The organism is Rhodoferax potami (assembly GCF_032193765.1).
Classification (GTDB): domain Bacteria; phylum Pseudomonadota; class Gammaproteobacteria; order Burkholderiales; family Burkholderiaceae_C; genus Allorhodoferax; species Allorhodoferax potami.
This window is the reverse complement of record NZ_JAVBIJ010000001.1, coordinates 984,394-1,008,809: the sequence shown is the minus strand read 5'-3', so window position 1 is coordinate 1,008,809 and position 24,416 is coordinate 984,394. Positions and strand designations below refer to the sequence as shown.

Below are 24,416 nucleotides of genomic sequence, written 5' to 3'. Positions count from 1 at the left end.
CTTTGCTGGGTAGGGGTGGTGGGTGATGACGGGCTCGAACCGCCGACATTCTGCGTGTAAGGCAGACGCTCTACCAACTGAGCTAATCACCCTCCCGAAAACCGATTTTCAGTTCAGGGCATCTTTCAATGCTTTGCCTGGACGGAATTTTGGAACTTTTGCTGCCTTGATTTTAATCGCATCGCCGGTACGGGGATTGCGACCAGTGCGCGCAGCGCGCTTGCCAACTGCAAATGTACCAAAACCTACGAGAGACACTGTACCGCCTTTTTTCAAGGTCGTCTTCACTGCACCGATGGTGGACTCCAAAGCGCGTGTAGCAGCAGCCTTCGAAATATCTGCGTGCTTGGCAATGTGCTCGATCAATTCTGTTTTGTTCACAAGGGCCCCTTAATCGGAAACGGAGTTAGACAATGTCTCTTCAAATTTCTGGTGATTCGCCTCTGGGCACCGCAGCTTAACCGGGCACCGCGAATCACGCTTTTCTGCGACTGATTTCGATCAGCGCGGAGGCGAATTCTAGACTGAATTCCGGGCCCTTCTCATCAACGCACAAGTTTTTTATTGTGAGCTTTTGTCAGCGGCTCGAAAGCAAGATGCGCAACTCGAATCCGCAGCGATTACGAAGCACGGGCCCGAATCTCAGGGATTGCCTTTTGCAAGTAGTACACCATGGACCAGACGGTCAAGACGGCCGCACCCCACATCAACCAAACGCCCCACAAGTGGGTATCAATCACCCCGAATAACATGCCGTTGAAAAGCAGAAAGGGGATCGCCACCATCTGGACCACCGTTTTGAGTTTGCCGATCATGTGGACAGCCACGCTCTTGCTTGCTCCGATTTGCGCCATCCACTCACGCAGGGCAGAAATCGCGATCTCCCGCCCGATGATGATCAATGCGACAAAAACATCCGCACGCTGCAAGTGCACCAGCACGAGCACACATGCACACACTAAAAACTTGTCGGCTACCGGATCCAGAAAGGCTCCGAATGAAGAGGTTTGATTAAGCTTGCGAGCCAGGTAGCCATCAAGCCAATCGGTCAAAGCGAACAGCACAAACATTACTGTTGCGGCCAGGTTTTTTTCGTAATCGCTGGCCATGCTACCGGGCAGGTAGAACACGCCCACAATGAGGGGAATCGCGAAGATCCGCGCCCAAGTCATGATGGTGGGGATGGTGGTAAACATGTCAGGATTGTGGCACGGCTTAATGCAGCGCCCGGTAGATTTCCTCCGCCAATTCACGCGAGATACCTTCGACCGATGCAATGTCTTGCGCACTGGCCTGCTCCACGCCCCGAACCCCACCGAAACGCTGCAACAAGCGGGCCCGCCGCTTGGGGCCAATGCCGGGTATTTCCTCCAGCTTGCTGCCACCCGTTCGCACCTTGGCGCGGGCTGCCCGCATTCCCGTAATGGCGAAGCGGTGGGCTTCGTCGCGGATTTGAGCGACCAACATCAGGGCAGCCGAGTCAGCACCGAGGTACACCTTGTCTCGGCCGTCGGCAAACACCAATTCCTCAAGACCTACTTTGCGGCCCTCGCCTTTTTCGACACCGACGATCAGCGACAAATCCAGGCCCAGGCTCTCGAAGACCTCCCTCGCCATGGACACTTGCCCCTTGCCGCCGTCCACCAGCACGAGGTCCGGCAACCGCGCATTACTAGCCAAGGTGGTTCCGCTGTGCTTGGCTTCACGCACAGCCTCGGCGATCTTGCTGTAACGCCGGGTGAGCACCTGACGCATCGCTGCGTAATCATCGCCACCGGTGATGCCATCGATGTTGAATCGCCGGTACTCAGCGTTCTGCATCTTGTGCTGCTGAAACACCACGCACGAAGCCTGTGTAGCCTCCCCTGCCGTGTGTGAAATATCGAAACATTCGATCCGCAGATCATCCAGGTTGTCCATGGCGAGATCCAAAGCATCCGCCAAGGCGCGAGTGCGCGCCTGCTGCGAGCCCTCTTCAGATAACAAGCGCGCCAATTGAAGCGCTGCATTGGTTTGGGCCATTTCCAACCAAGCCCGGCGCTGCTCCCGGGGTTGGTGCACTGCCGCAGCCTTGACGCCGGTTTGCTCTGCCAGTGCCTGCATGAGCGCTTTGCTCACCGGCTCACTCACCACGAGCACCGAGGGCATGGGTACTTGCAAGTAGTGCTGAGCGATAAAGGCCTCCAACACTTGCACTTCGACGGGCGGCGCGCTCGCCCCCTCGTCCGTCACATCCATGACCGAGGCATCTTCCACATGCACCGGGAAATAAGGCCGGTCGCCCAAATGGCGCCCGCCCCGCACCATCGCTAGGTTCACACAGGCTTTGCCGCCCTGCACCTTGACGGCCAATATGTCCACATCCCGGTCCGACACGTTGTCCACCGATTGCTGGTGCAAAACATTGGAGAGCGCAGCGACTTGATTGCGCAACTCGGCGGCTTTCTCAAACTCCAGCTTGTCCGAGTGCGCCATCATGCGGGTCTCCAGCCCCCGCATGACGTCTTGCGCCTCCCCCTTCAGAAAGCGCTCGGCATTTGCCACATCCTGCGCATAGTCCAGCGGCTGAATATGGCCGACACACGGTCCTGAGCAGCGCTTGATCTGGTACAGCAAACATGGGCGGGTGCGGTTGGCGAATATCGAGTCTTCACAGGTGCGCAAGCGGAACACCTTTTGCATCAACAGAATGGCCTCTTTGACCGCCCACGCGCTGGGGTACGGGCCAAAATAACGGTGCTTTTTCTCGACCGCGCCCCGGTAATACGAGACCCGCGCAAATTCCACCGGTTGCGGGGCCCGTGCTGCCACCGGGGGCTCGGCTGGAGCCATTTTTTTGGGCACGGGAGGCGTACCCGTCATCTTCAAATAGGGGTAGCTCTTGTCATCCCTGAACAGAATGTTGTACTTAGGGTTCAGGGTTTTGATGAGGTTGTTTTCCAGCAGCAGCGCTTCCGCTTCAGAGCGGACCACCGTGGTCTCCATACGCACAATCTTGCTGACCATGTGCCCGATACGGGTGCCGCCATGGTTCTTCTGAAAATAGCTGCTCACCCGCTTCTTTAAGCTGATGGCTTTGCCGACATACAAGACTTGGCCATCGGCATCGAAATAACGATAGACGCCGGGCAAAGACGGCAATGCCGCTACTTCACGCAGTAGCTCTTCAGGATGGGTATCACTCATGGGGCGCTATTGTCCGCCCAGTGGCTCCCCTTGTGCACAATCGGGCGCATGTCCCTAGTCACCTCTACACCGACGTCCCGCCACGACTCCGCACCACCATGGCAATGGGATGTGTTCTGCCGCGTGATCGATAACTTCGGCGACATCGGCGTGTGCTGGCGCTTGTGCGCAGACCTCGCGAGCCGGGGTCACCACGTCCGTTTGTGGGCCGACGATAGCAGCCCATTGACCTGGATGGCTCCCGGTGCGCGTGAGGGCCTATGGCCAGGTGTTCAAGTACTGGACTGGGCGCAGTCGCAAGACGCTGCCTTTGTCGCACAACTCCCTCCTGCAACCGTGTGGATTGAGGGATTCGGATGCGATATCGCTCCTGAATTCATAGCGTCGCATGCAAGCTACTTGAGCGCAAGCGCCTCAGAAGGCATCAAAACCCCAGTGTGGATCAACCTAGAATACCTGTCCGCAGAGAGTTATGTTGAGCGTTGCCACGCCCTGCCCTCGCCGGTGATGCAGGGTCCCGCCAAAGGTTGGACCAAACATTTTTACTACCCCGGCTTTACCGCGGGCACGGGCGGCTTGCTGCGGGAATCCAAGCTGCTGGAAACCGCAGCGCAATGGGACCACACAAAGCGCTCCGACTGGCTGCGCAGCCATGGAGTCACTTGGCAAGGCGAGCGGCTGATCAGCCTGTTTTGCTACGAGCCCGAGGGCTTGAGTGCCGCACTTGCACATTGGATGCGCGGCCCCGAGCAGACACAGCTATTGGTTACCCCGGGCCGGGCTGCCCGGGCCGTGCAAGCGGCATGGAGCACTGCCGTAGAGGCTTCTGGTGTCCCTGAGGGTGAAAGCAAACTGCGTCTCCACCACCTTCCCGCGCTGACGCAGGCCGAGTTTGACGATCTGCTGCGCAGCTGCGATGTCAACCTGGTTCGGGGCGAAGACTCGCTGGTGCGCGCACTGTGGGCCGGCAAGCCTTTCCTGTGGCACATCTACCCCCAAGACGACGGGGCACACCTCGACAAGCTCAACGCCTTTCTGGACTGCCTGCAAGTCCCCGCCGGCTTACGCACGCTCTTTGCCGCCTGGAATGGCCTCCCCTTGCCGAGCGGCGCCGAAAGCACGCCCATAGACTGGGCTCTGCTGCACGCCGAAGAATCTCGCATGGCAGCGCACCGCTGGCGCCTTCAGCTGGCTGCTCAAGAGGACCTGGTCACAGCGCTGGTCAATTTCGTGGAGAAAAAGCGATAAAATACGAGGCTTTGCTGAATTTGCCGCCCGAGTTTTGGGGCGATTCATGCCCCGCCGCAGACTGCGGCCTACAGTCGCACTTAGTGACACTCGCTCAAGCAACCCTATGAAAATCGCACAAGAAATCCGCGCCGGCAACGTGATCATGCACGGCAAAGACCCCATGGTCGTCCTGAAAACCGAATACAGCCGCGGCGGCCGCAACTCTGCCACCGTGCGCATGAAACTCAAGAGCCTGATCGCCAACTTCGGTACCGAAGTCGTGTTCAAGGCCGACGACAAGATGGACCAGATCATCTTGGACAAGAAGGATTGCACTTACTCCTACTTCGCTGACCCCCTGTATGTCTGGATGGACGCTGACTACAACCAGTACGAAGTGGAATCGGAAAACATGGGCGATGCCCTGAACTACCTCGAAGACGGCATGACCGCTGAAGTGGTGTTCTACGAAGGCAAGGCCATTTCTGTCGAATTGCCCACCAGCGTGGTTCGCGAAATCACCTGGACTGAACCTGCAGTCAAGGGCGACACATCCGGGAAGGTGCTCAAGCCTGCCAAGATTGCAACCGGCTTCGAAATCGGCGTACCAATTTTCGTGGCTCAAAACGACAAGGTCGAAATCGACACCCGCACCGGCGAATACCGTAAGCGCGTTTAATCCACGCGGTGCACAGGCCTTACCGGGCCTGCTCAAAAAAGCTCCTTCGGGAGCTTTTTTTATGCCTGCGATTAAGTAGCAAAAAACGGCACGTCTCTTGCCTTCAGAGTGCCACGAAACTGCCGCACAATGAAGCCATGGAAAACACGCAAAACCTCAACGAAAGCCGTATCGCCAACGCCTGGGCGGACCTGCAAAACCACTCTGACCAGGGTGGTGCCCTCGACCAGGACGCCTACCGCCTGGCCTTCGCCGATCCCGAATTCCTGCTACGCCGCGAGACCCGTGGCATCCGCATCCAGCTCGAGATGCTCAAACCCGACCTCGACCAAGCCGCACAGGGTGTGGACAACACCGTGGTGGTCTTTGGTAGCGCGCGCTTCCCGTCACCCGAAGATGCCGAGGCGTTTGCACAAGCCGCCGAATTGTCGGGGGATGCCCAACAAATCGCGGTGGCCAAGCGCCACTTGCGCAACGCCAAGCACTACGACAACGCACGTTTGTTTGCCCGCTTGGTAGCCGGACACAGCGCCCGCAAACCCAAAGACCAGCGCTTGTTCATTTGCACCGGCGGTGGCCCCGGCATCATGGAGGCGGCCAACCGCGGCGCCCACGAAATGGATGCACTCACCCCCGGCCTGAACATCACCCTGCCGCATGAGCAACGTGCCAATCCTTACGTGACACCGTCCTTGAGCTTCAAGTTTCACTACTTTGCCACCCGCAAGATGCATTTCATGATGCGGGCCAAAGCGCTGGTGGCGTTTCCCGGCGGCTTCGGCACCCTGGACGAGCTGTTTGAAGTCATCACCTTGGTGCAAACCAAGAAGGCCAAGCCGGTCCCCATCATCCTGTTCGGCACCGACTACTGGAAACGCCTGATCAACATGGATGTGCTGGTGGAAGAAGGCGCCATCTCGCCCGAAGACCTGAAGCTGCTCCACTACACCGACGACCCGCAAGACGCCTGGGACGTGATCCGTAACTTCTACGGACTGCCGGTGTGAGGCCCCACACGCAGCCCCCACGCTGCGTGTGAACCCAGCCCCACCAAGGCACCCACGGTCCAGAACACCACCGACACCCCCACCACCACGCCCGCCGTGCCAAAGAGCATGGGCATGAGCACACTGGAAAGGTTGATGGTCATTAGCCGCAAGGCAATTGCCTGTCCGTGCAAGGCATGGGGCGTGATCTGGTGCAGCATGCTCATGATCATCGGTTGCACCGTGCCCAGCGCCAGCCCCAGCAATACCGAGCACACGCCCATCGCCCACGCGCTGGGCATCAAGGGGTAGACCGCAAACAACACAGCGGTCACCACCATGGCCGCGGTAACCACGGCCCACTCGCGCAGCCGGGCCGCCAACATGGGCAAGAAAACCCGCACCACCGCAGCGGCCACCGCAAAGGCCCCCAGAATCGTGCCGATCACAGAGGCGCTGTAGCCCCGTTCATGGCCGAGCACCGGCACCACAAAGGTGTGCACATCCCAGCAACTGGAAAGCAACCAATTCACCAACAGCAGCCGGCGCATGATCGGCTCTTTGAGCAGCGGCCACGCGCTGGGTGCGACTCCTCCCTCGTGCACGATGGGCTCCAGCTCACGGGTAGAGCGCACGCACAGCCACGCTAACGAGGGCAACAAGGCAGTGAGTGCAAATGCCGCCACAAAACCGTTGTGGTCTGCCGCACTGCCACCCAGCCAGATACCCGCATAGTCAATCAGCAAACCCGCACACACAGGCCCCAAAAAGTTGGAGATCGCTGGGCCGATGGACAGCCAGCTGAACACACGGCGCAAATCAGTCGCATCGGCCGCCGCACGCCCGACATGGCGTTGTAGAGCAATCGAAGCCGCGCCGGTGGCGCCGCCCATCATCAGGGCGGCAAAACACAGCACGACAAAATGAGGAAAAACCACCGCCGCGCTGGCGCCTATCGTGGCGGCCACCACTGCCCGGGAAACCGGCTTGCGCAGACCATGGCGGTCTGCAAAGCGACCCGCCGGCAGGGCTAAAAACACCTGCGACAAAGAGAACAAAGCCAGCAAAAAACCCACCGCCAAAGGGCCATACCCGTGTTGCAAGGCCCACAAGGGCGCAACCAGTCGCATGCCGGCCATACTGGCATGCAGGCAGACGTGTCCGCTGATCAAGCGCAGCAGCGCCCTGGGTCCCTGCTGTGGGTCAGCTGCGGATGGCGCGGAAGGGTGAAGGCCGCTCATAGGCCCGCACCGTCCGCATCCCGGTCCAAATCGCGGTCTATGGGCAACAGGGCTTGCGCCTGAGTGTCCGGCAGAGCCTCCACCTTTTTGAGTGCCCGCCCCATGGCGCGGCTGCGCACTTCGGCGCTGTCCAGGGTTTTGAGCACAGTCTCGGTTTGCGACTTGACCTTGGCCAGCACATCGCCGAACTTGCTGAACTCGGTTTTGACAGCACCCAGCACCTGCCACACCTCGCTGGAGCGCTTTTCCAAGGCCAGCGTCCGGAAGCCCATCTGCAGCGAGCTGAGCATGGCCAGCAAGGTAGTGGGCCCGGCCAGGGTAATGCGGTGTTCGCGCTGCAAGACTTCCATCAGACCGGGGCGACGCAGCACTTCGGCGTACAGACCTTCAGTCGGCAAAAACAGAATGGCGAAGTCGGTGGTGTGCGGGGGCTCCACATACTTCTCGGAAATCGACTTGGCCTCCAGCCGGATGTGCATTTCCAGCGCCTTGCCTGCCGCCTCGGCAGCGGCAGCATCCGCCCTGCCCTGGGCGTCCAGCAGGCGCTCGTAGTCTTCGTTGGGGAACTTGGCGTCAATCGGCAGCCACAGCGGCTCGCCGTTGTCCGACTTGCCGGGCAGCTTGATGGCGAAATCGACCACGTTTTTGCTACCCGGCCGGGTGGCGACTTGCGTGGCGTATTGGTCGGGCACGAACACCTGCTCCAAGAGCGATGCCAGTTGGGCCTCGCCGAACATGCCGCGGGTTTTGACATTGGTGAGCAGGTGCTTCAAGTCGCCCACACCCTGCGCGAGCGACTGCATTTCGCCCAGCCCTTTGTGCACCTGCTCTAGTCGCTCGGCCACCTGTTTGAAACTTTCGCCCAAGCGGGCTTGCAAAGTGGTCTGCAATTTCTCGTCCACCGTGGCGCGCATTTCGTCGAGCTTGGCGGAGTTGGTGGTTTGTAGCTGGGCCAGTTGGGCTTCCAGGGTTTGGCGCACTTCGGCCATGCGGCGGGCGTTGGATTCACTCAGGGCACTGAGCTGGTTGGCCAGCGTGTCGGACAGGGTCTTTTGCAACAACGCGAGTTGCTGGCCGAAGGCGTCGATCTGCGTGTTCTGGGTGCGGGTGGCCTCGGCGGCTTGCTGCACCAAGCTTTTTTGAAACATGGCCAGGTTTTGCGCTAACTCTTGGCGACCACTGCGCGCGCTCTCTTGCACCTCGCGGCGCAGCTCGCGCTCCACGCGCTCGCTGCTGCTTTGCAAGCGGGCCAACAGCTCCTGGCGCTGGGCCTCCAGTTGCGCCAGCTCTTGGGCTCGGGCCTGCGGATCGTTAGCCGTGCGACTGCGCAAAAGTAAAACCAGCAATACCAGTTGCAACAGCCCAAAAACCACTCCTGCCACGACCATCCACTCCGTCATAGATTCCTTCTAGTTATGCATCATTTAGGCCGCTAGCGCTCCAATATACGCAAGCAGCTATGAATTCAATAGCAAAACGTCACACAAGACCTGTTACGCACTTGTGTGAACATGCCCCTCCCGGAGCTATTTAACGTCGCACTGCGCCCAGTGTGTTCACTGGGGTGAGCACCTCGCCTGTCGCAAAAAAGCGCAGCAGGTTGTCCGCAGCCAGTTGGGCCATGGCAAGTCGCGTGGCGAGCGTCGCGCTGGCAATGTGCGGGGTCAGCACCACGTTGGGCACCGTCAGCAGGTCCGCGTGCACTTGCGGTTCGCCCTCAAACACGTCCAGCCCGGCCGCAGCAATCTGCCCGCTGCGTAGGGCATGGGCCAGTGCCGCATCGTCCACAATGCCGCCGCGCGCAATGTTGGTCAGGGTGGCGGTGGGCTTCATAAGCGCCAACTCTGCAGCACCGATGGTGTGGTGCGACTCCGCCGAGTACGGCACCACCAACACCAGATGGTCGGCTTGTGCGAGCAGCGTCGCTTTGTCTACATACTGCGCGCCACACGCGGCTTCCAGCCCGGCATCGAGGCGGCTGCGGTTGTGATAGATCACCTTCATGCCGAAGCCATGAAAGCCGCGCCGCGCTATGCCCTGCCCGATGCGCCCCATGCCCAGAATGCCGAGCGTGGCGCCGTGGATGTCGCTGCCGCAAAACATGTCGTAACTCCAGCGCTTCCACAAGCCGGCACGCAAAAAGTGCTCGCTCTCGGCCATGCGGCGGGCGGCGGCCATCATCAGCGCGAAGCCGAAATCGGCGGTGGTCTCGGTCAGCACATCCGGTGCATTGGTGCCCTGCACGCCGCTAGCGGTCATGGCCGGCACATCGAAGTTGTTAAAGCCCACGGCCATGTTGGCGCAGATTTTGAGTTGCGGACAAGCCTGCAGCAGCTCAACGCTGATGCGCTCGCCGCCGGTGGTGAGCACGCCGTCTTTGCCTTGCAGGCGGGAGGTCAACTCTTGGGGTGACCAGACGGCATCCGCTTGGTTGTGCTCGACCTCGAAGGCCGCCTCCAGCTGAGCGATCACCTCGGGGAAGATGGCCCGGCTGACCAGTATGCGAGGTTTGCTAGTTGGTGTTGTCATGCTGAAGCCGAGGGTTGGGTGGCGGGCACGGCGGGTGTTTCCGCCGGGGTCGGTATTTCAAACACTTGGCGCAGGTAGGCCAGGTATTTCTCGTCATCACACATGTTCTTGGACGGTGTGTCGGAGAGCTTGGCCACCGGTTGGCCGTTGCAACGCACCATCTTGATGACGATTTGCAACGGCGTGTAGCCCAAGTCGTTGGTCAGATTCGTGCCGATGCCGAAGGCCAGCTGGCAGCGCCCGCGGAACTGCTGGTACAGCTCGATGGTGCGCGGAATGGTCAGCCCGTCGCTGAAGATCAGTGTTTTTGTGCTCGGGTTCACCCGGTTGCTGAGGTAGTGCGCAATCATGCGCTCACCCCAGGTGAACGGGTCGCCGCTGTCGTGCCGCGCGCCATCGAACAGCTTACAAAAGTACATGTCGAAGTCGCGCAGAAACGCGTTCATGCCATACACATCGCTGAGCGCGATGCCGAGGTCGCCTCGGTATTCCCGGGCCCATGACTCAAAAGCAAAAATCTGGCTGTCCCGCAGCCTCGGGCCCAAGGCCTGAGAGGCTTGCAGGTATTCGTGGGCCATGGTGCCCAGTGGCGTGAGCCCCAGCTTCATGGCCAGCAACACATTGCTGGTACCCGCCAGTTGGCCGGGGCGGCCCGCAGCGTTGCCCGGGCTTTGTACCGTGCCGAGCTTGGCACTGAGTACGCGCAGCACCTCGTCGTGCCACGCACGAGAAAACCTGCGGCGGGTGCCGTAATCGGCAATCTTCAGGTCTTGCAAGCCCTCTGCGCGCAGCTGCTCGATCTTGGTTTCCAGGCGCTTGCGCCCTTCCACAAAGTCCGGCACCCGCTGAGTGTTGCGGAAGTACACCTCGTTCACGATGGCAAGCACCGGGATCTCAAACAAGATGGTGTGCAGCCAAGGGCCGACGATGCTGATATCGAGCTCGCCATTGGCCAAGGGCGTGACGGTGATGTACTTTTCGTTCAGGCGGAACAGCCCCAGAAAATCCACAAAGTCGCTCTTGATAAAGCGCATGGACCGCAGATAAGCCAGCTCGCTCTCCTGGAACTGAAGGCTGCACAGGGAACGGATTTCCTCGCGGATCTCAGCCGCATGCGCCGCTAGATTCATGCCCGGGTTGCGGCACTTGAAGCGGTACTCCACCTGCGCCCCCGGAAACTGATGCAGCACCACTTGCATCATGGTGAATTTGTAGAGGTCGGTGTCCAGCAAACTGGTGATGATCATGAGGCGTTCAGGCTGCCATGAAAGGCCGCCCAGGAAATTGCTATCAATTCAGGAGCTACTCGCGCTTATTTATAGAACGCTAGCAGCCGCTTTCGTTCAAATGACGGTCACTCCACCCAGCGGGTGAAATCGGCGACGGGCACACGGGGCGTGTGGAACGTGTTGACCGGCGCATCAGGGTCGGCATAACCGAGCGACATGCCGCAGACCAGCATTTCGCCCTCGCCCGCGCCGATGTGCGGAAGGATGATGCTGGAGAAGCCATTCCACGCCGCCTGCGGGCAGGTGTGGAGACCACGGCCCCGCGCGGCCACCATGATGTTTTGCAAAAACGCACCGTAATCCACCAGCGAGCCGCGCCCCATGACCTTGTCGACGGTGAACATCAGGCCGACCGGCGCATCAAAGAAACGGAAGTTGCGCTGATGCTGCGCGTGCATTTTGTCCTTGTCGGCCTTGCCGATGCCCAACAAGCCATAGAGCCCCCAGCCGTTTTCGCGCCGGCGGTCTACATAGGGGCTGACCCACTCGGCAGGGTAGTAGTCGTATTCCTCTTGGTACTGCGCGGCCAGCTCGGGGTTGGCGCGGATGGCGTCATGGGCGGCACAGGTTTTGTCCACCAGCGCATCGCGGCTCGCACCTTGTAGCACATAGACCTTCCAAGGTTGGCAATTGGTACCGGAAGGGGCGCGGCTGGCTACGTCCAGAATGGCTTCAATATCTTCCCGGGCGACTGCCTGGGGCAGAAAGGCCCGGGCGGACATGCGGGAGCGGATGGCGTCATCGACGATAGCTGCGGTCATTGCAAGGTCTCCAGTAGTTGTCTCAAAGCATCAGGGAGCGGGACTGGCTTGCGGGTGAGCCTGTCCACATAAACATGGATGAAGTGGCCTTTGGCGGCGGTGGTCTCACCCTCGCCAAAAATGCCGATCTCGTAGCGCACACTGGAGGTACCGAGTTTGGCAACCCGAATGCCGGCCTGCACCACCTCGGGGAAGGACACAGAGGCGAAGTAGTTGCACTGGGTTTCCACCACCAGTCCAATGGTGCCGCCCGCATGGATGTCGAGCACGCCCTGCTCCATCAGGTAAGCGTTGACGGCTGTGTCGAACCAGCTGTAATAGACCACGTTGTTGACGTGACCGTAGACATCGTTGTCGCTCCAGCGGGTGGGAATGGTGCGCAGTACCCGGTAGGCACTTCGCGGCTCGGCGTGGGGCTTCAAGGGCACGTTCTGCTGCATGCGAACCATTTTGCCAGCGATAGTGACACGGGCTGCCGTTGCGCCCGATATTGGGGTGTGCGAAGTGGATTTATCTAAAAGGCTCCACTTGCGGTCGATGACACGCCTGTGAAAAACGGCCGGCAATCGCTGAATTAGGAAAAATGCCCTAATTTGTTGCACCGCAACAAAAAGTGCTTGCATTGATACAGGGGCTGCCTATAATCCGATCCATGCTGCACTGCAACATAACGTCCACAGGGACAGATGATGACGGCGCAGATGGTGATTTTTACCTTAACTCTTGGAGATCTCTATGCTGACCGTTGAACAAGTTATCGCTTCCCACAAAGCCAACATCGAAACCCTGTTTGGTTTGACTACCAAGGCCTTCGAAGGCGTGGAAAAGATTGTCGAGCTGAACCTGACTGCCTCCAAAGCAGCCATGGCCGAAGCCGCTACCCACACACAAACTTTGTTGAGCGTGAAAGACGCCCAAGAGCTGTTGGCCCTGCAATCCGGCCTGCTGCAGCCTTTGGCAGAGAAAACTGCTGCTTACAGCCGTCACCTCTATGACATCGCGACCTCCACTGGCGCTGAATTCACCAAAAACGCTGAAGCCCAAGCTGCTGAAGCCCAGAAGAAGTTTTCTGGTCTGGTCGACAGCGCTGCCAAGAACGCTCCTGCAGGTTCCGAATCTGTGGTCGCCATCATGAAGAGCTCTGTGGCTGCTGCCAACAATGCACTGGAATCTGTGCAAAAAGCAGTGAAGCAAGCGACTGAAGTTGCCGAAGCTAACTTCAACGCTGTGGCTGCTACTGCAACCAACGCCACCAAGGCTGCGACTGCGAAAAAGCGCTAATTTGGGTACGGGGCACTAAAACAATTGAGGTTTTTTTGTCCCTACCACTAGCTACCAAGGGAAAACCCTGAGATAATTCAGTTATCAGAAACTTACTTGTTTCTACCGCTTGTCTCCTCGGGTCCTTTCGAAACCTTCAGGTTCAGGGATCCCTTCAAGGCCTCGTTGTAAAACGGGGCCTTTTTTTTATCTGTCTCTCGCGGCAAGTGCCGCTTTGAGCTCGGGAATCATCTTCAGCATGGCTTGCCGGCCTGCCTCGATAGAGCGTTTGCGGGCACTGAAATCTGAACTTCCAATCCCTTGTAACGCTGGGCGCACCACGACCTCAGCGTCCCGCAGTTCATAGCGGTTGATACTCTTGCCCATGATCGAGAATGTCTGCATCAGGATATCCAGGGTGCCCCCAGTCAGACTGCCTTCAGGCGGACTGGAAATGTCGACCGCGATCACAAAATCAGCCCCCATGCGACGCGCTGCCCCCACAGGCACCGGAGACACGAGACCGCCATCGACATACTCGCGCCCTGCGATTTTTACCGGCTGAAACACGGCCGGCACCGCGCTAGAGGCCCGCACCGCAGTGCCGGTATCCCCTCTTTGGAACAACACGTCATTCCCGGTGTTGAGATCGGTAGCCACGATGCCCAAGGGCATGGGCAGGTCCTCGATCAGTTTGCTGCTGACCTGCGCGTTGACGTAACGCGCCAAGGCATCACCACGCAACATGCCACGGCTGAAGATGGGTAAGGTCCAGTCGGCAATCGCTGCTTCCTCCATCGTTTCCGCCACACGCTGCAACTGGGCTCCATTCTTGCCACTTGCGTAAATCGCCGCCACCAGACTACCGGCGGAGGTGCCAGTCACCAAATTGGGTTTGATCCCGTTTTCTTCTAATGTCACGCGCAGTATGAAAATGACACGCAAACGCGGTGAGGAATTGATACACCTCGACTAACGTGCCAAGCCATCCGAACCATGGATGGGACTGGCAATGATTACGAACGAGGAGTACATGGAACTCAAGGTTTTAAGGAAGCACAGGCTGAGCTTGCGCGAGATATCGGCGCAAACTGGAATGGCAGTCAACACGGTGCGTAAGTATTTGGAGGGCGGTCCGCCGGCCATGAAGAAACTGCCGGAACGTAAAAGCAAGCTCGATCCATTCAAGGACTACTTGGCTGGACGTATTCAGGCGGCCAAGCCTGATTGGATTCCCGCAACGGTGCTGCAGCGTGAGATTGCCGCACAGGGGTATACGGGCTCCGTGCGCATCCTGCAGGAGTACCTCAAGGAGTTGCGTCCACAGGCGCGCCCGGATCCGGTTGTGCGGTTCGAGACCCAGCCCGGTGAGCAAATGCAGATGGACTGGATCGAGTTCCGCAAGTCTGGGCATAAAGACGGCATGTTGGCGGCGTTTGTGGCAACGCTTGGCCACAGCCGGGCGACCTTCGCGGAGTTTGTCACAGACATGAAGCTGGAGACACTACTGGCGTGCCATGTCAGGGCGTTCGAGAGCTTTGGTGGAGTCACCCGTGAAGTGCTGTACGACAACATGAAGACCGTCATCCTCAAGCGTGACGCCTACGGCAAGAACCTGCACCAGTTCCAGGGTGCCTTTGCTGACTTTGCGCACCACCATGGCTTTGTGCCGCGGGTGTGCAAGCCCTATCGGGCCAAGACCAAGGGCAAAGTCGAACGCATGAATGGCTACATCCGGCGCAGCTTCTGGGTGCCATTGGTGGCGAGTATGAAGCAGCAATGCTTGGTGGTGGACGCGGACACAGCCAATCGGGAAATGCGCACCTGGCTGCGTGACGTTGCCAATGTGCGGATCCACGGAACCACTGGGTGTGTGCCGGCACTGGCTTTGCAACAGGAGCGCACACATCTGCTGGCCATCCCCAGCGCCTACAGTGGGCGAACAGTGCGTCAATTGCAAAAAGTCACCGGTAGCGGCGCAGCAGTCCGGCCAATTCCAGCCGCGGCATGGCGAGGCCTGCAGCATCCTCTGGCGATGTATGACACGCTGGTGCACAACCAAGCCTCAGCAGGAGGACGACCATGAGCCTGCAAATGGAAAGACTGCGTGAACTGTGTGATCAGCTGCGCCTGCTCAACTTACCCGATCAGCTTGCCCACTTGGGGCAAATGGCGGCCAAGAAAGAGCTGGGGTACCTGGAGTTCCTGGAGCAAGCCTTGCGTGGCGAGGCTCTAGCCAGAGTGGAGAGAACACGCGCCATGCTCACGCGCATAGCGGGCTTCCCCGCCATCAAGACGCTTGATGAGTTTGACTTCCAGTTTGCCAGCGGCGTGCCCAAACCCCTGGTACAGGAGCTTGGCAGTCTGGCCTTCGTGGAGCGCAGCGAGAACGTGGTCTTGCTGGGCGCCAGTGGGGTGGGCAAAACCCACTTGGCCATCGCCTTGGGCTACAGGGCAACCCAGGCTGGAATCAAGACGCGTTTCATCACGGCGGCAGATCTGCTGATGACACTGAGCACGGCACTACGGCAGAACACCCTGGAAGAGGCTATCAAACGCATCGTGCGTCCCTACCGGCTGTTGATCATTGACGAGGTCGGGTACCTTCCCATGAATCGGGAACAGGCGAATCTTCTGTTCCAAGTCATTGCCAAACGCTATGAAGTGGGAAGTCTCATCCTGACCTCCAATCTGCCGTTTGGGCAATGGGACCAGACGTTTGCAGACGATGCCACGCTGACAGCGGCGCTACTTGACCGACTGCTCCACCACGCCCATGTGGTCCCGATTTCAGGAGACTCCTATCGCCTGAAAGATAAGCGGCGTGCCGGTGTGATTGCCGCCAGCAGCAATACCCTACTCAAACGAAAACGCAGTCACCTTGATACACAGGAGGAACAGGCAGCCTAAGGGCGCCAAGCAGTCAGTGGCGAGCCACTGACTGCTTGAAAGACAAGCAAAGACAAAACAGACAATCGCCCCACACAACGGTGTATCAAATCCACGCCGCGTTTGCGTTCGACAGCTGTATCAAATCGAAACTGCGTTTGACACTAACACTTGAATCACGCCAACATGGGCAAAGCCACGCGCAGCTCCACCACCCAAGGCCAAGCCGATTTTGGGGGGTGGCTTGGGTGTTGCGACCATCGGCGGCACGGACTCCAGAGCACTGGAGCCACTGTTTTTCGGCACGCCAGGTGCTGTGGAGCACGCCGTGATCAGCGCGGCTACGGCGAGCACCAGTGGTCCGCGCAATACATTCAAAAACTTCATCACCATCCCTATCAATAAACTGTTTGCTGTCAATGTCGCCTGGCTGTCACGCACACTTCAATCACTCCAAACTTTGACCTACCATCTCCGCATGCAACATTCGCCCAAAGGAACATTCATGAAAACTTTATGGTTCGTCGGCCTGGTAGTGATCCTGCTGCCTGCGGTGGTCTTCTTCGCAGGACAGTTCGGCATGCTCAAAGGCAAAGCACCGGGTGACCTCGGCGTTCACAATGGTCGCCTCAAGCCCCCCTCCAACACGCCGAATAGTGTCAGCAGCCAAGCCGGGCTATACCCCGAACACCCTCAGCGCGGGTACGCCGATATTTCTCCCCTGCACTACCAAGGCGACGGCGCGTCTGCGCTGCGCAAGCTAGCCGATATTGTCCGCGCTTTGCCAGCGACGACAGTAGTCACGGAGACCAGCGATTACCTGTACGCTCAGAGTACAACTCCAACGCTGAAGTTCACAGACGACGTTGAGTTTTGGTTGAACCCTGCAGAACAGGTCATCCATGTCCGCTCAGCTAGTCGTATCGGACGCAAGGACTTCGCAGTCAACCGGGCCCGTGTAGAAAGCATAAGGGCCCAGTTCGAGAAGAACTGAGCCCTTGAAGGCCTGCAACACTCAGGGGTTGCAGGATTGGTAGGCATTTCAATCAGCCTGCCGTGGCCTCTTCAGGCTTGGACTTACCTTCCTTTTTGGGGATAGGCTGGATATCCAAAGACACCTCATCCTTGTCATCCAGGTCCACCGTCAGGCGACCACCGTCGACCAAGCGCCCGAACAACAATTCGTCGGCCAGTGCACGACGAATCGTGTCTTGGATCAAACGCTGCATGGGTCGGGCGCCCATCAAGGGGTCGAAGCCTTTCTTGCCCAGATGCTTGCGCAGCTTGTCAGTGAAAGTCACCTCGACCTTCTTCTCGGCCAATTGGGTTTCCAGCTGCAAGAGGAACTTGTCAACCACCCGCAAGATCACCACCTCGTCCAAGGCCTTGAAGCCGACGATGGCATCCAGACGGTTACGGAACTCCGGCGTGAACAGACGCTTGATGTCGGTCATTTCATCGCCAGCCTCACGCGGATTGGTGAAACCGATCGTGGCCTTATTCATCGTCTCGGCGCCGGCGTTAGTGGTCATGATGATGATCACGTTGCGGAAGTCGGCCTTGCGTCCGTTGTTGTCGGTCAAGGACCCGTGGTCCATCACCTGCAACAGCACATTGAAGATGTCCGGATGCGCTTTTTCGATCTCATCCAGCAACAACACGGCATGGGGCTTCTTGGTGATCGCCTCGGTCAGCAACCCGCCTTGGTCAAAGCCCACATAGCCCGGAGGCGCACCAATCATGCGGCTCACCGCATGGCGCTCCATGTACTCGCTCATATCGAAGCGAATCAGGTCAATGCCCATGATGTAAGCCAGTTGCTTGGCTGCCTCCGTCTTACCGACACCCGTGGGACCGCTGAACAGGAAGGAGCCAATTGGCTTGTCGCCCTTGCCCAAGCCTGAGCGAGCCATTTTGACCGCAGAGGCGAGCACATCGAGCGCTTTATCCTGACCAAAGACCACGCTCTTGAGATCGCGCTCCAGCGTTTTCAACTTGCTGCGGTCATCGTTGGAGACGTTGGCCGGAGGAATGCGTGCGATCTTCGCCACGATTTCCTCCACCTCGGTCTTGCTGATGGTCTTTTTGCGTTTGCTAGGCGCCAAGATGCGCTGTGCAGCACCGGCCTCATCAATCACATCGATCGCCTTATCCGGCAGCTGCCGATCGTTGATGTACTTGGCACTCAGCTCTGCTGCGGCCTGAAGTGCAGCCACCGCGTATTTGACGTTGTGGTGCTCTTCAAAGCGTGACTTCAATCCTTTCAGGATCTCAACCGTCTGGTCAATGGTGGGCTCCACCACATCCACTTTTTGGAAGCGCCGTGACAGCGCAGCGTCTTTTTCAAAAATGCCGCGATATTCGGTAAATGTCGTAGCACCAATGCATTTCAACTGGCCGGAGCTCAGGCTTGGCTTGAGCAAGTTTGACGCATCCAAGGTGCCCCCAGAGGCTGCACCTGCTCCGATGAGCGTATGAATTTCGTCGATGAACAAGACCGCATTGGGCTTTTCCTTCAAGGACTTGAGAACCGCTTTCAGGCGCTGCTCAAAGTCTCCGCGGTACTTGGTACCTGCCAAGAGGGCGCCCATGTCGAGCGAATACACCACCGAGTCGGCCAGAATCTCGGGCACGTTATTTTGAGAAATGCGCCATGCCAATCCCTCCGCGATTGCGGTCTTGCCCACACCAGCTTCACCAACCAGCAAGGGATTGTTCTTGCGCCGGCGGCACAGGATTTGAATGACCCGCTCCACCTCGTAATCACGACCAATCAGCGGATCGATCTTGCCCTCTTTGGCCAACTGATTCAGGTTCTGCGTGTACTGCTCCAGCGGAGACGCTTTTTCGTTCTTCTCGCTCACGCCCTCTTCGCCATCCGAAGGCGCTTCATTCGATTTGGCAGCTTCGGGCGGGTCGGTTTTCTTGATGCCATGCGCGATGAAGTTCACCACATCCAAACGGGTCACGCCTTGCTGGTGGAGATAGTAGACCGCGTGAGAATCTTTTTCGCCAAAGATGGCTACCAGCACGTTGGCGCCAGTCACTTCTTTCTTGCCACTGCCTGTGCTCTGCACATGCATGATAGCGCGCTGGATCACGCGCTGGAAACCCAGCGTCGGCTGCGTATCGACTTCATCGGACCCCGCCACTTGCGGCGTGTTGTCCTTGATAAAGTTGGTAAGAGATTTGCGCAGATCGTCGATGTTGGCGGCGCAAGCCCTGAGCACTTCTGCCGCACTGGGGTTGTCCAACAGAGCCAACAACAAGTGCTCTACGGTGATGAATTCATGGCGCTGCTGACGGGCTTCCACGAATGCCATGTGCAAGCTGACTTCCAATTCTTGGGCAATCATGTGAATTCCTTTTTCTGCCTTGGTGTTGATTAACTGTAATCCGATTTGATTGCTGAGTGACCGAAGTTTCAGCTTTCCCCTACAGATCTACGGGCTCACTGACACATTTCAATGGGTGACCTGCCTTGTGTGCTGCGTCCAGCACTTGGTCCACTTTGGTCGCGGCAATATCTTTCGGGTAAACGCCACACACTCCACGCCCATCCAAATGGATTTTGAGCATGATGGCTGTGGCAGCCTCCAGGTCTTTTCCAAAGAACTCCTGAATCACGACCACCACAAACTCCATCGGTGTGTAGTCGTCATTGAGCATGACGACCTGGTACATCGAAGGGGGTTGTACCTTCTGCGCCAGGCGTTCAAGGACGACAGTGCCGTCGTCGCTGCCTGTAGGCGGTGGCTTGATTGCGGGTGGTTTGGGAGTATTTGTAGCCATGAAATGATTCTATCGGGAGGCACAAAGCCGCAAATGCAAAGATCAACTGGGGGGAGATGCCTGAATTTCAAGCACCGCATAGAAAAAGCCGCACGAGCTTTCGCTTAGGTGCGGCTGGTTAACTCAAAACACGGGTTTTCAAGCGGCTACATGTTGTCGATCATGATCTGCCCAAAGCGTGAACAGCTGACCTGCTGAGCGCCATCCATCAGTCGCGCAAAGTCATAAGTGACTTTTTTACTCGCGATCGACTTTTCCAAAGAGCGGATGATCAGGTCGGCCGCCTCTTTCCAGCCCATGTGACGCAACATCATTTCTGCGGACAATATTTCTGAACCAGGGTTGACGTAGTCTTTGCCGGCGTATTTGGGTGCCGTGCCATGGGTCGCCTCGAACATGGCAACCGTATCCGACAGGTTGGCTCCGGGCGCTATACCGATGCCGCCCACTTGGGCAGCCAAGGCATCAGAAATATAGTCCCCGTTCAAGTTCAAAGTGGCGATCACGCTGTACTCCATCGGGCGCAGGAGGATTTGCTGCAAAAACGCATCCGCGATGCTGTCTTTGATGATGATGTAGCGGCCCGTGTTGGGGTTTTTGAACTTGCACCATGGCCCACCGTCGATCAGCTCGGCCCCGAACTCTGCCATTGCCAAGTTATAGGCCCAATCACGGAAGCTGCCTTCCGTGAACTTCATGATGTTGCCCTTGTGCACGATGGTGACATTGGGCTTGTCATTGTCGATAGCGTATTGAATGGCCTTGCGCACCAAACGCTCAGTGCCTTCGCGCGAAACGGGCTTGATACCCAGACCGGAGGTCTCCGGGAACCGGATTTTCTGAATCCCAAAATCGTCACGCAGCACCTGGATCAGGCGCATCGCTTTTTCAGAGCCGGCCTCAAACTCAATGCCAGCATAAATGTCTTCAGAGTTCTCGCGGAAAACGACCATGTTGGTCTTTTCCGGTTCCTTCAACGGGCTGGGAACGCCTTTGAAATACTGGATCGGCCGCAAACAAACATAGAGGTCCAACTCCTGCCGAAGCGCCACATTCAAAGAGCGAATACCGCCACCTACCGGCGTCGTGAGAGGACCTTTGATGGATACCAGATAGTCGCGTACCACATCCAGAGTTTCTTGTGGCAACCAGACATCAGGGCCGTACACCCGGGTGGCTTTTTCACCTGCAAAAATTTCCATCCATTGGATTTTTCGGGCGCCGCCGTAGGCTTTCTCCACGGCTGCGTCAACGACCTTCAACATCACCGGCGTAATGTCTTCGCCAACGCCATCGCCTTCAATGAAAGGGATGATGGGCTGATCCGGAACATTCAATGATTTGTCCGGGTTGGCCGTGATTTTTTGGCCCTGCTGAGGTATTTGAATGTGCTGGTACATAGAAAAACAAAACTCCAATATCCAAAACGCACGACCGCAGAGTGTTGAAAAACTCTGGGCTCCGGCGGTGTCTGCCTTGGAATCATTCTAGTTGTAAAGTCACAGGCTCCTTCTTGCGAAGCGGTGACAATGCGCCTCGCAACCCGTTATCCCGTAAAGCTGTCCGCATGACTTATTTCAAAACACTGTTTCTTTCTGTTGTGCTCTTGGGAGCCCCTTGGGCACACGCCCAGGAAAGCGCCCAGATGGACTTACCCAGGATCAAGATGAGTGCTGGCATGCACCAAATCGAAGCGCAGGTAGCCCGCACCCCCGACCAGCGATCCATCGGCTTGATGTTCCGCAGGGAAATGCCGACCCATGAAGGCATGCTGTTTGTGTTTGAACAACCTTCCGGCTTGTGCTTTTGGATGAAAAACACACTCATCCCGCTGACTGCCGCCTTCATCAGCGACGATGGCACGGTTGTGAACCTTGCCGACATGAAACCACAAACGACCGACTCACACTGTGCGTTGCGCCCGGTTCGATACGTACTGGAAATGAACCGGGGGTGGTTTGAAAAGCGAGGAATCAAGGCAGGCTCCAAGATCAGTGGAGCGCCTTTTGATTCGGCAAAATAAATACACTTGAACCATGTAAAAAGGGTTGCCGGAATCTCCGGCAACCCTTTTTTATGGGTCACAGCCCGAAGGCTGCGGTGCGTCCTCAGACAGCAACAGATCCCAAGGCAGCGTTCAAAGTTGCACTCGGGCGCATGATGGCATCCAGCTTAGCGGTGTCTGGCAAGTAGTACCCACCGATATCCACTGGCGCACCCTGCACTGCAGCGAGCTCGGCCACAATGGTTTGCTCTTTGGCAGCCAACTCTTTGGCCAATGGTGAAAACTGGGACGCCAACTGGGCGTCTTCTGTCTGAGCTGCGAGCGCTTCGGCCCAATACAAGGACAGGTAGAACTGGCTGCCACGGTTGTCGAGCTGACCTGTTTTTGGAGATGGGTTCTTGTTGTTATCCAACAATTTTCCGGTCGCCGCATCCAATGTCTTCGCCAACACCTTGGCTTTGGCATTGCCGGTCTTCAGGCCCAGGTCTTCCAACGACACTGCCAAAGCGAGGAACTCGCCCAACGAATCCCAACGCAAGTGGTTCTCCTCCACCAGCTGTTGAACGTGCTTCGGGGCAGAGCCGCCGGCACCGGTTTCGTACATGCCCCCACCGGCCATCAAAGGCACGATGGACAGCATCTTGGCAGAGGTGCCGAGTTCCATGATCGGGAACAAGTCCGTCAGGTAGTCGCGCAGAATGTTGCCCGTGGCGCTGATCGTGTCTTGGCCGCGAATCACTCGCTCCAAGGTGTAGCGCATGGCGCGAACCTGGCTCATGATCTGGATATCCAAGCCAGTCGTGTCATGCTCGTGCAAGTACATTTTGACTTTGGTGATCAGCTGCGCCTCGTGGGGGCGATAGGCGTCGAGCCAGAACACAACAGGCATTCCGGAGTTGCGGGCGCGGTTCACCGCCAGCTTCACCCAATCGCGAATCGCGGCATCCTTGACTTGGCACATGCGCCAGATGTCGCCCGCTTCCACGTTCTGGCTCAACAGCACTTCACCTGTGGCCAGATCAGTAATGTTCGCAACGCCGTCTTCGGAAATTTCGAAGGTCTTGTCGTGCGATCCGTATTCCTCGGCCTGCTGAGCCATCAAACCCACGTTGGGCACGGTGCCCATGGTCTTGGGGTCAAAGTTGCCGTGCCATTTGCAGAAGTTGATCATCTCCTGGTAGATGCGGGCGAAAGTGGACTCAGGCATCACTGCCTTCACGTCTTTCAGACGACCGTTGGCATCCCACATCTTGCCGCCGTTACGGATCATGGCGGGCATGGATGCGTCCACAATGATGTCGTTGGGGGAGTGGAAGTTGGTAATGCCCTTGGCAGAGTCGACCATGGCCAACTCAGGACGGTGCTCATGGCAGGCGTGCAGGTCACGCTTGATCTCGTCTTGTTTGGACTGGGGCAACGTCGCGATCTTGCCGTACAGATCAGCCATGCCGTTGTTCACGTTGACGCCCAATTCCTTGAACAAGGCACCGTGCTTTGCAAACGCGTCTTTGTAGAAAATCTTGACGCAGTGACCGAACACGATAGGGTGCGACACCTTCATCATGGTGGCCTTGACGTGCAGGGAGAACATCACGCCCGTTTTGCGAGCGTCTTCAATTTCCTTCTCGTAGAACTCGAGCAAGGCCTTTTTGCTCATGAACATGCTGTCGATCACTTCGCGGTCGAGCAAAGAAACCTTGGGCTTGAGCACCAGAGTCTGGCCGCTCTTGGTGATCAACTCCATCTTGACATCGCGCGCACGGTCCAATGTGATGGACTTTTCGCCATGGTAGAAGTCACCGGCATGCATGTGAGACACATGTGAGCGAGAGGCTTGGCTCCACTCGGCCATGCTGTGCGGGTTCTTGCGGGCGTATTCCTTCACTGCCTTGGGTGCACGACGATCCGAGTTACCTTCGCGCAAAACCGGGTTGACCGCGCTACCTGTGCACTTGGAGTAACGGACGCGAATCGCCTTCTCTTCGTCAGTTTTGGGAGTCTCAGGATAGTCAGGGATCGCGTAGCCTTTGCTCTGCAGCTCTTTGATACAGGCAACCAACTGGCCTACCGAAGCACTGATGTTGGGCAACTTGATGATGTTGGCGTCCGCTTGAAGCGTCTTTTTACCCAGCTCAGCCAAGGTATTGGGGACCTTTTGGTCTTCTGTGAGGAAGTCAGAAAACTCGCCCAAAACACGCGCAGCCACCGAAATATCCGACTCCACTACGTTGATGCCTGCAGGCGCAGTGAATGTGCGGATCAAAGGCAGGAACGAAGCGGTGGCCAAACGGGGGGCTTCGTCGGTCAGTGTGTAAATAATCGTCGGTTGCTGGGTACTCATCGCTTATCTCCAAAAATGAGGTGTTGTTGACGCAGAACTGTTTCACGCACAGGCAGCGGTCTCCGGATAGTGCGTAATTGTGCTTTCAGTGGTCTGACCCGAAATGCATTTTTCGCAATGCATTACCGCAATATGAAATTTAAAACCACTTCAAGGAAATATTTTTATAGGTGCAGTGCAGCAAACGCATAAAAAAAGGCCCGGAGGTTGCCCGCCGAGCCTTTTTAT

23 protein-coding genes and 1 tRNA gene are annotated in these 24,416 nt (G+C 57.6%); 8 read left to right on the top strand and 16 right to left on the bottom strand.

The genetic code is table 11. The features are described from left to right. Positions 1-16: 16 nt before the first annotated feature. The 4 genes from RAE21_RS04825 to uvrC all read right to left on the bottom strand — a co-directional run bounded on the left by RAE21_RS04825 (position 17) and on the right by uvrC (position 3,186). Positions 17-92, bottom strand: a tRNA-Val gene (locus RAE21_RS04825). A 16-nt stretch (positions 93-108) separates the two neighbouring features. Further along, positions 109-381 (bottom strand): HU family DNA-binding protein, encoded by a 273-nt coding sequence (locus RAE21_RS04820; protein ID WP_142810653.1) that lies wholly within the window; start codon positions 379-381, stop codon positions 109-111. A 239-nt stretch (positions 382-620) separates the two neighbouring features. Continuing rightward, on the bottom strand, positions 621-1,196 hold the full coding sequence (gene pgsA / locus RAE21_RS04815) for a CDP-diacylglycerol--glycerol-3-phosphate 3-phosphatidyltransferase (RefSeq protein ID WP_313880375.1): 576 nt from the start codon (positions 1,194-1,196) through the stop codon (positions 621-623). Positions 1,197-1,215: 19 nt separating this feature from the next. Beyond that, positions 1,216-3,186 (bottom strand): excinuclease ABC subunit UvrC, encoded by a 1,971-nt coding sequence (gene uvrC, locus RAE21_RS04810; protein WP_313880374.1) that lies wholly within the window; start codon positions 3,184-3,186, stop codon positions 1,216-1,218. Between the two features lie 48 nt (positions 3,187-3,234). Between uvrC and earP the strand changes: the two genes are divergently transcribed. From earP to RAE21_RS04795, 3 genes are all read left to right on the top strand, one after another. Then, the gene (earP, locus tag RAE21_RS04805; protein WP_313880373.1) at positions 3,235-4,434 is read left to right on the top strand and encodes an elongation factor P maturation arginine rhamnosyltransferase EarP; all 1,200 of its coding nucleotides are present in this window, start codon (positions 3,235-3,237) and stop codon (positions 4,432-4,434) included. 106 nt (positions 4,435-4,540) lie between these two features. Further along, positions 4,541-5,095, top strand: a complete 555-nt coding sequence (gene efp, locus RAE21_RS04800; RefSeq protein WP_296507542.1) for an elongation factor P — start codon at positions 4,541-4,543, stop codon at positions 5,093-5,095. A 137-nt stretch (positions 5,096-5,232) separates the two neighbouring features. Continuing rightward, entirely contained in the window at positions 5,233-6,102 is an 870-nt protein-coding gene (locus tag RAE21_RS04795) for an LOG family protein (RefSeq protein ID WP_313880372.1), read from the top strand. Here the strand turns inward: RAE21_RS04795 and RAE21_RS04790 are convergent. The 6 genes from RAE21_RS04790 to RAE21_RS04765 form a co-directional block, all read right to left on the bottom strand. Further along, positions 6,084-7,322 carry an MFS transporter gene (locus RAE21_RS04790; protein ID WP_313880371.1) on the bottom strand — a complete coding sequence of 413 codons (1,239 nt, stop codon included), beginning with the start codon at positions 7,320-7,322 and terminating at the stop codon, positions 6,084-6,086. The two genes, RAE21_RS04795 and RAE21_RS04790, sit on opposite strands and share 19 nt — an antisense overlap. Further along, positions 7,319-8,722, bottom strand: a complete 1,404-nt coding sequence (locus RAE21_RS04785; RefSeq protein WP_313880370.1) for a DNA recombination protein RmuC — start codon at positions 8,720-8,722, stop codon at positions 7,319-7,321. The genes RAE21_RS04790 and RAE21_RS04785 overlap by 4 nt, the downstream gene beginning before the upstream one ends. Before the next feature lie 130 nt (positions 8,723-8,852). After that, entirely contained in the window at positions 8,853-9,851 is a 999-nt protein-coding gene (locus tag RAE21_RS04780) for a 2-hydroxyacid dehydrogenase (RefSeq protein ID WP_313880369.1), read from the bottom strand. Beyond that, positions 9,848-11,098, bottom strand: a complete 1,251-nt coding sequence (gene pncB / locus RAE21_RS04775; RefSeq protein WP_313880368.1) for a nicotinate phosphoribosyltransferase — start codon at positions 11,096-11,098, stop codon at positions 9,848-9,850. The genes RAE21_RS04780 and pncB overlap by 4 nt, the downstream gene beginning before the upstream one ends. A gap of 107 nt (positions 11,099-11,205) precedes the next feature. Then, positions 11,206-11,901 carry a nitroreductase gene (locus RAE21_RS04770; RefSeq protein ID WP_313880367.1) on the bottom strand — a complete coding sequence of 232 codons (696 nt, stop codon included), beginning with the start codon at positions 11,899-11,901 and terminating at the stop codon, positions 11,206-11,208. Further along, positions 11,898-12,341, bottom strand: a complete 444-nt coding sequence (locus RAE21_RS04765; RefSeq protein ID WP_428983973.1) for an acyl-CoA thioesterase — start codon at positions 12,339-12,341, stop codon at positions 11,898-11,900. The genes RAE21_RS04770 and RAE21_RS04765 overlap by 4 nt, the downstream gene beginning before the upstream one ends. Positions 12,342-12,636: 295 nt before the next feature. Here RAE21_RS04765 and RAE21_RS04760 point away from each other — a divergent pair, with 295 nt between their 5' ends. After that, complete coding sequence (locus RAE21_RS04760; protein WP_313880365.1) at positions 12,637-13,182, top strand: phasin family protein; 546 nt, start codon at positions 12,637-12,639, stop codon at positions 13,180-13,182. A 186-nt stretch (positions 13,183-13,368) separates the two neighbouring features. Here RAE21_RS04760 and RAE21_RS04755 read toward each other — a convergent pair whose 3' ends face one another. Then, positions 13,369-14,082 (bottom strand): patatin-like phospholipase family protein, encoded by a 714-nt coding sequence (locus tag RAE21_RS04755; RefSeq protein WP_313880364.1) that lies wholly within the window; start codon positions 14,080-14,082, stop codon positions 13,369-13,371. Positions 14,083-14,173: 91 nt separating this feature from the next. On the opposite strand from RAE21_RS04755, the gene istA reads away from it, so the two are divergent. Further along, positions 14,174-15,247 carry an IS21 family transposase gene (gene istA / locus RAE21_RS04750; protein WP_428984048.1) on the top strand — a complete coding sequence of 358 codons (1,074 nt, stop codon included), beginning with the start codon at positions 14,174-14,176 and terminating at the stop codon, positions 15,245-15,247. Next, positions 15,244-16,071 carry an IS21-like element helper ATPase IstB gene (gene istB, locus RAE21_RS04745; protein WP_313879687.1) on the top strand — a complete coding sequence of 276 codons (828 nt, stop codon included), beginning with the start codon at positions 15,244-15,246 and terminating at the stop codon, positions 16,069-16,071. The genes istA and istB overlap by 4 nt, the downstream gene beginning before the upstream one ends. A 120-nt stretch (positions 16,072-16,191) precedes the next feature. Here istB and RAE21_RS04740 read toward each other — a convergent pair whose 3' ends face one another. Beyond that, the gene (locus tag RAE21_RS04740; protein WP_313880363.1) at positions 16,192-16,437 is read right to left on the bottom strand and encodes a hypothetical protein; all 246 of its coding nucleotides are present in this window, start codon (positions 16,435-16,437) and stop codon (positions 16,192-16,194) included. A 118-nt stretch (positions 16,438-16,555) separates the two neighbouring features. Here RAE21_RS04740 and RAE21_RS04735 point away from each other — a divergent pair, with 118 nt between their 5' ends. Beyond that, complete coding sequence (locus tag RAE21_RS04735; protein WP_313880362.1) at positions 16,556-17,044, top strand: DUF1499 domain-containing protein; 489 nt, start codon at positions 16,556-16,558, stop codon at positions 17,042-17,044. Positions 17,045-17,096: 52 nt separating this feature from the next. Here the strand turns inward: RAE21_RS04735 and clpA are convergent, their stop codons facing one another. The 3 genes from clpA to icd all read right to left on the bottom strand — a co-directional run bounded on the left by clpA (position 17,097) and on the right by icd (position 21,242). Next, positions 17,097-19,406, bottom strand: coding sequence for an ATP-dependent Clp protease ATP-binding subunit ClpA (clpA, locus tag RAE21_RS04730; protein WP_313873311.1), 2,310 nt, complete (start codon positions 19,404-19,406; stop codon positions 17,097-17,099). 79 nt (positions 19,407-19,485) lie between these two features. Then, positions 19,486-19,842, bottom strand: a complete 357-nt coding sequence (clpS, locus tag RAE21_RS04725; RefSeq protein WP_313873312.1) for an ATP-dependent Clp protease adapter ClpS — start codon at positions 19,840-19,842, stop codon at positions 19,486-19,488. Between the two features lie 146 nt (positions 19,843-19,988). Then, a complete protein-coding gene (gene icd, locus RAE21_RS04720) occupies positions 19,989-21,242 on the bottom strand; it encodes an NADP-dependent isocitrate dehydrogenase (RefSeq protein WP_313880361.1) in 1,254 nt (417 codons plus the stop codon). Between the two features lie 167 nt (positions 21,243-21,409). Between icd and RAE21_RS04715 the strand changes: the two genes are divergently transcribed. Then, positions 21,410-21,865, top strand: coding sequence for a DUF192 domain-containing protein (locus tag RAE21_RS04715; RefSeq protein ID WP_313882653.1), 456 nt, complete (start codon positions 21,410-21,412; stop codon positions 21,863-21,865). Positions 21,866-21,950: 85 nt separating this feature from the next. On the opposite strand, the gene RAE21_RS04710 is transcribed toward RAE21_RS04715, so the two are convergent. Beyond that, the gene (locus RAE21_RS04710; protein ID WP_313880360.1) at positions 21,951-24,188 is read right to left on the bottom strand and encodes an NADP-dependent isocitrate dehydrogenase; all 2,238 of its coding nucleotides are present in this window, start codon (positions 24,186-24,188) and stop codon (positions 21,951-21,953) included. Positions 24,189-24,416 lie beyond the last annotated feature (228 nt).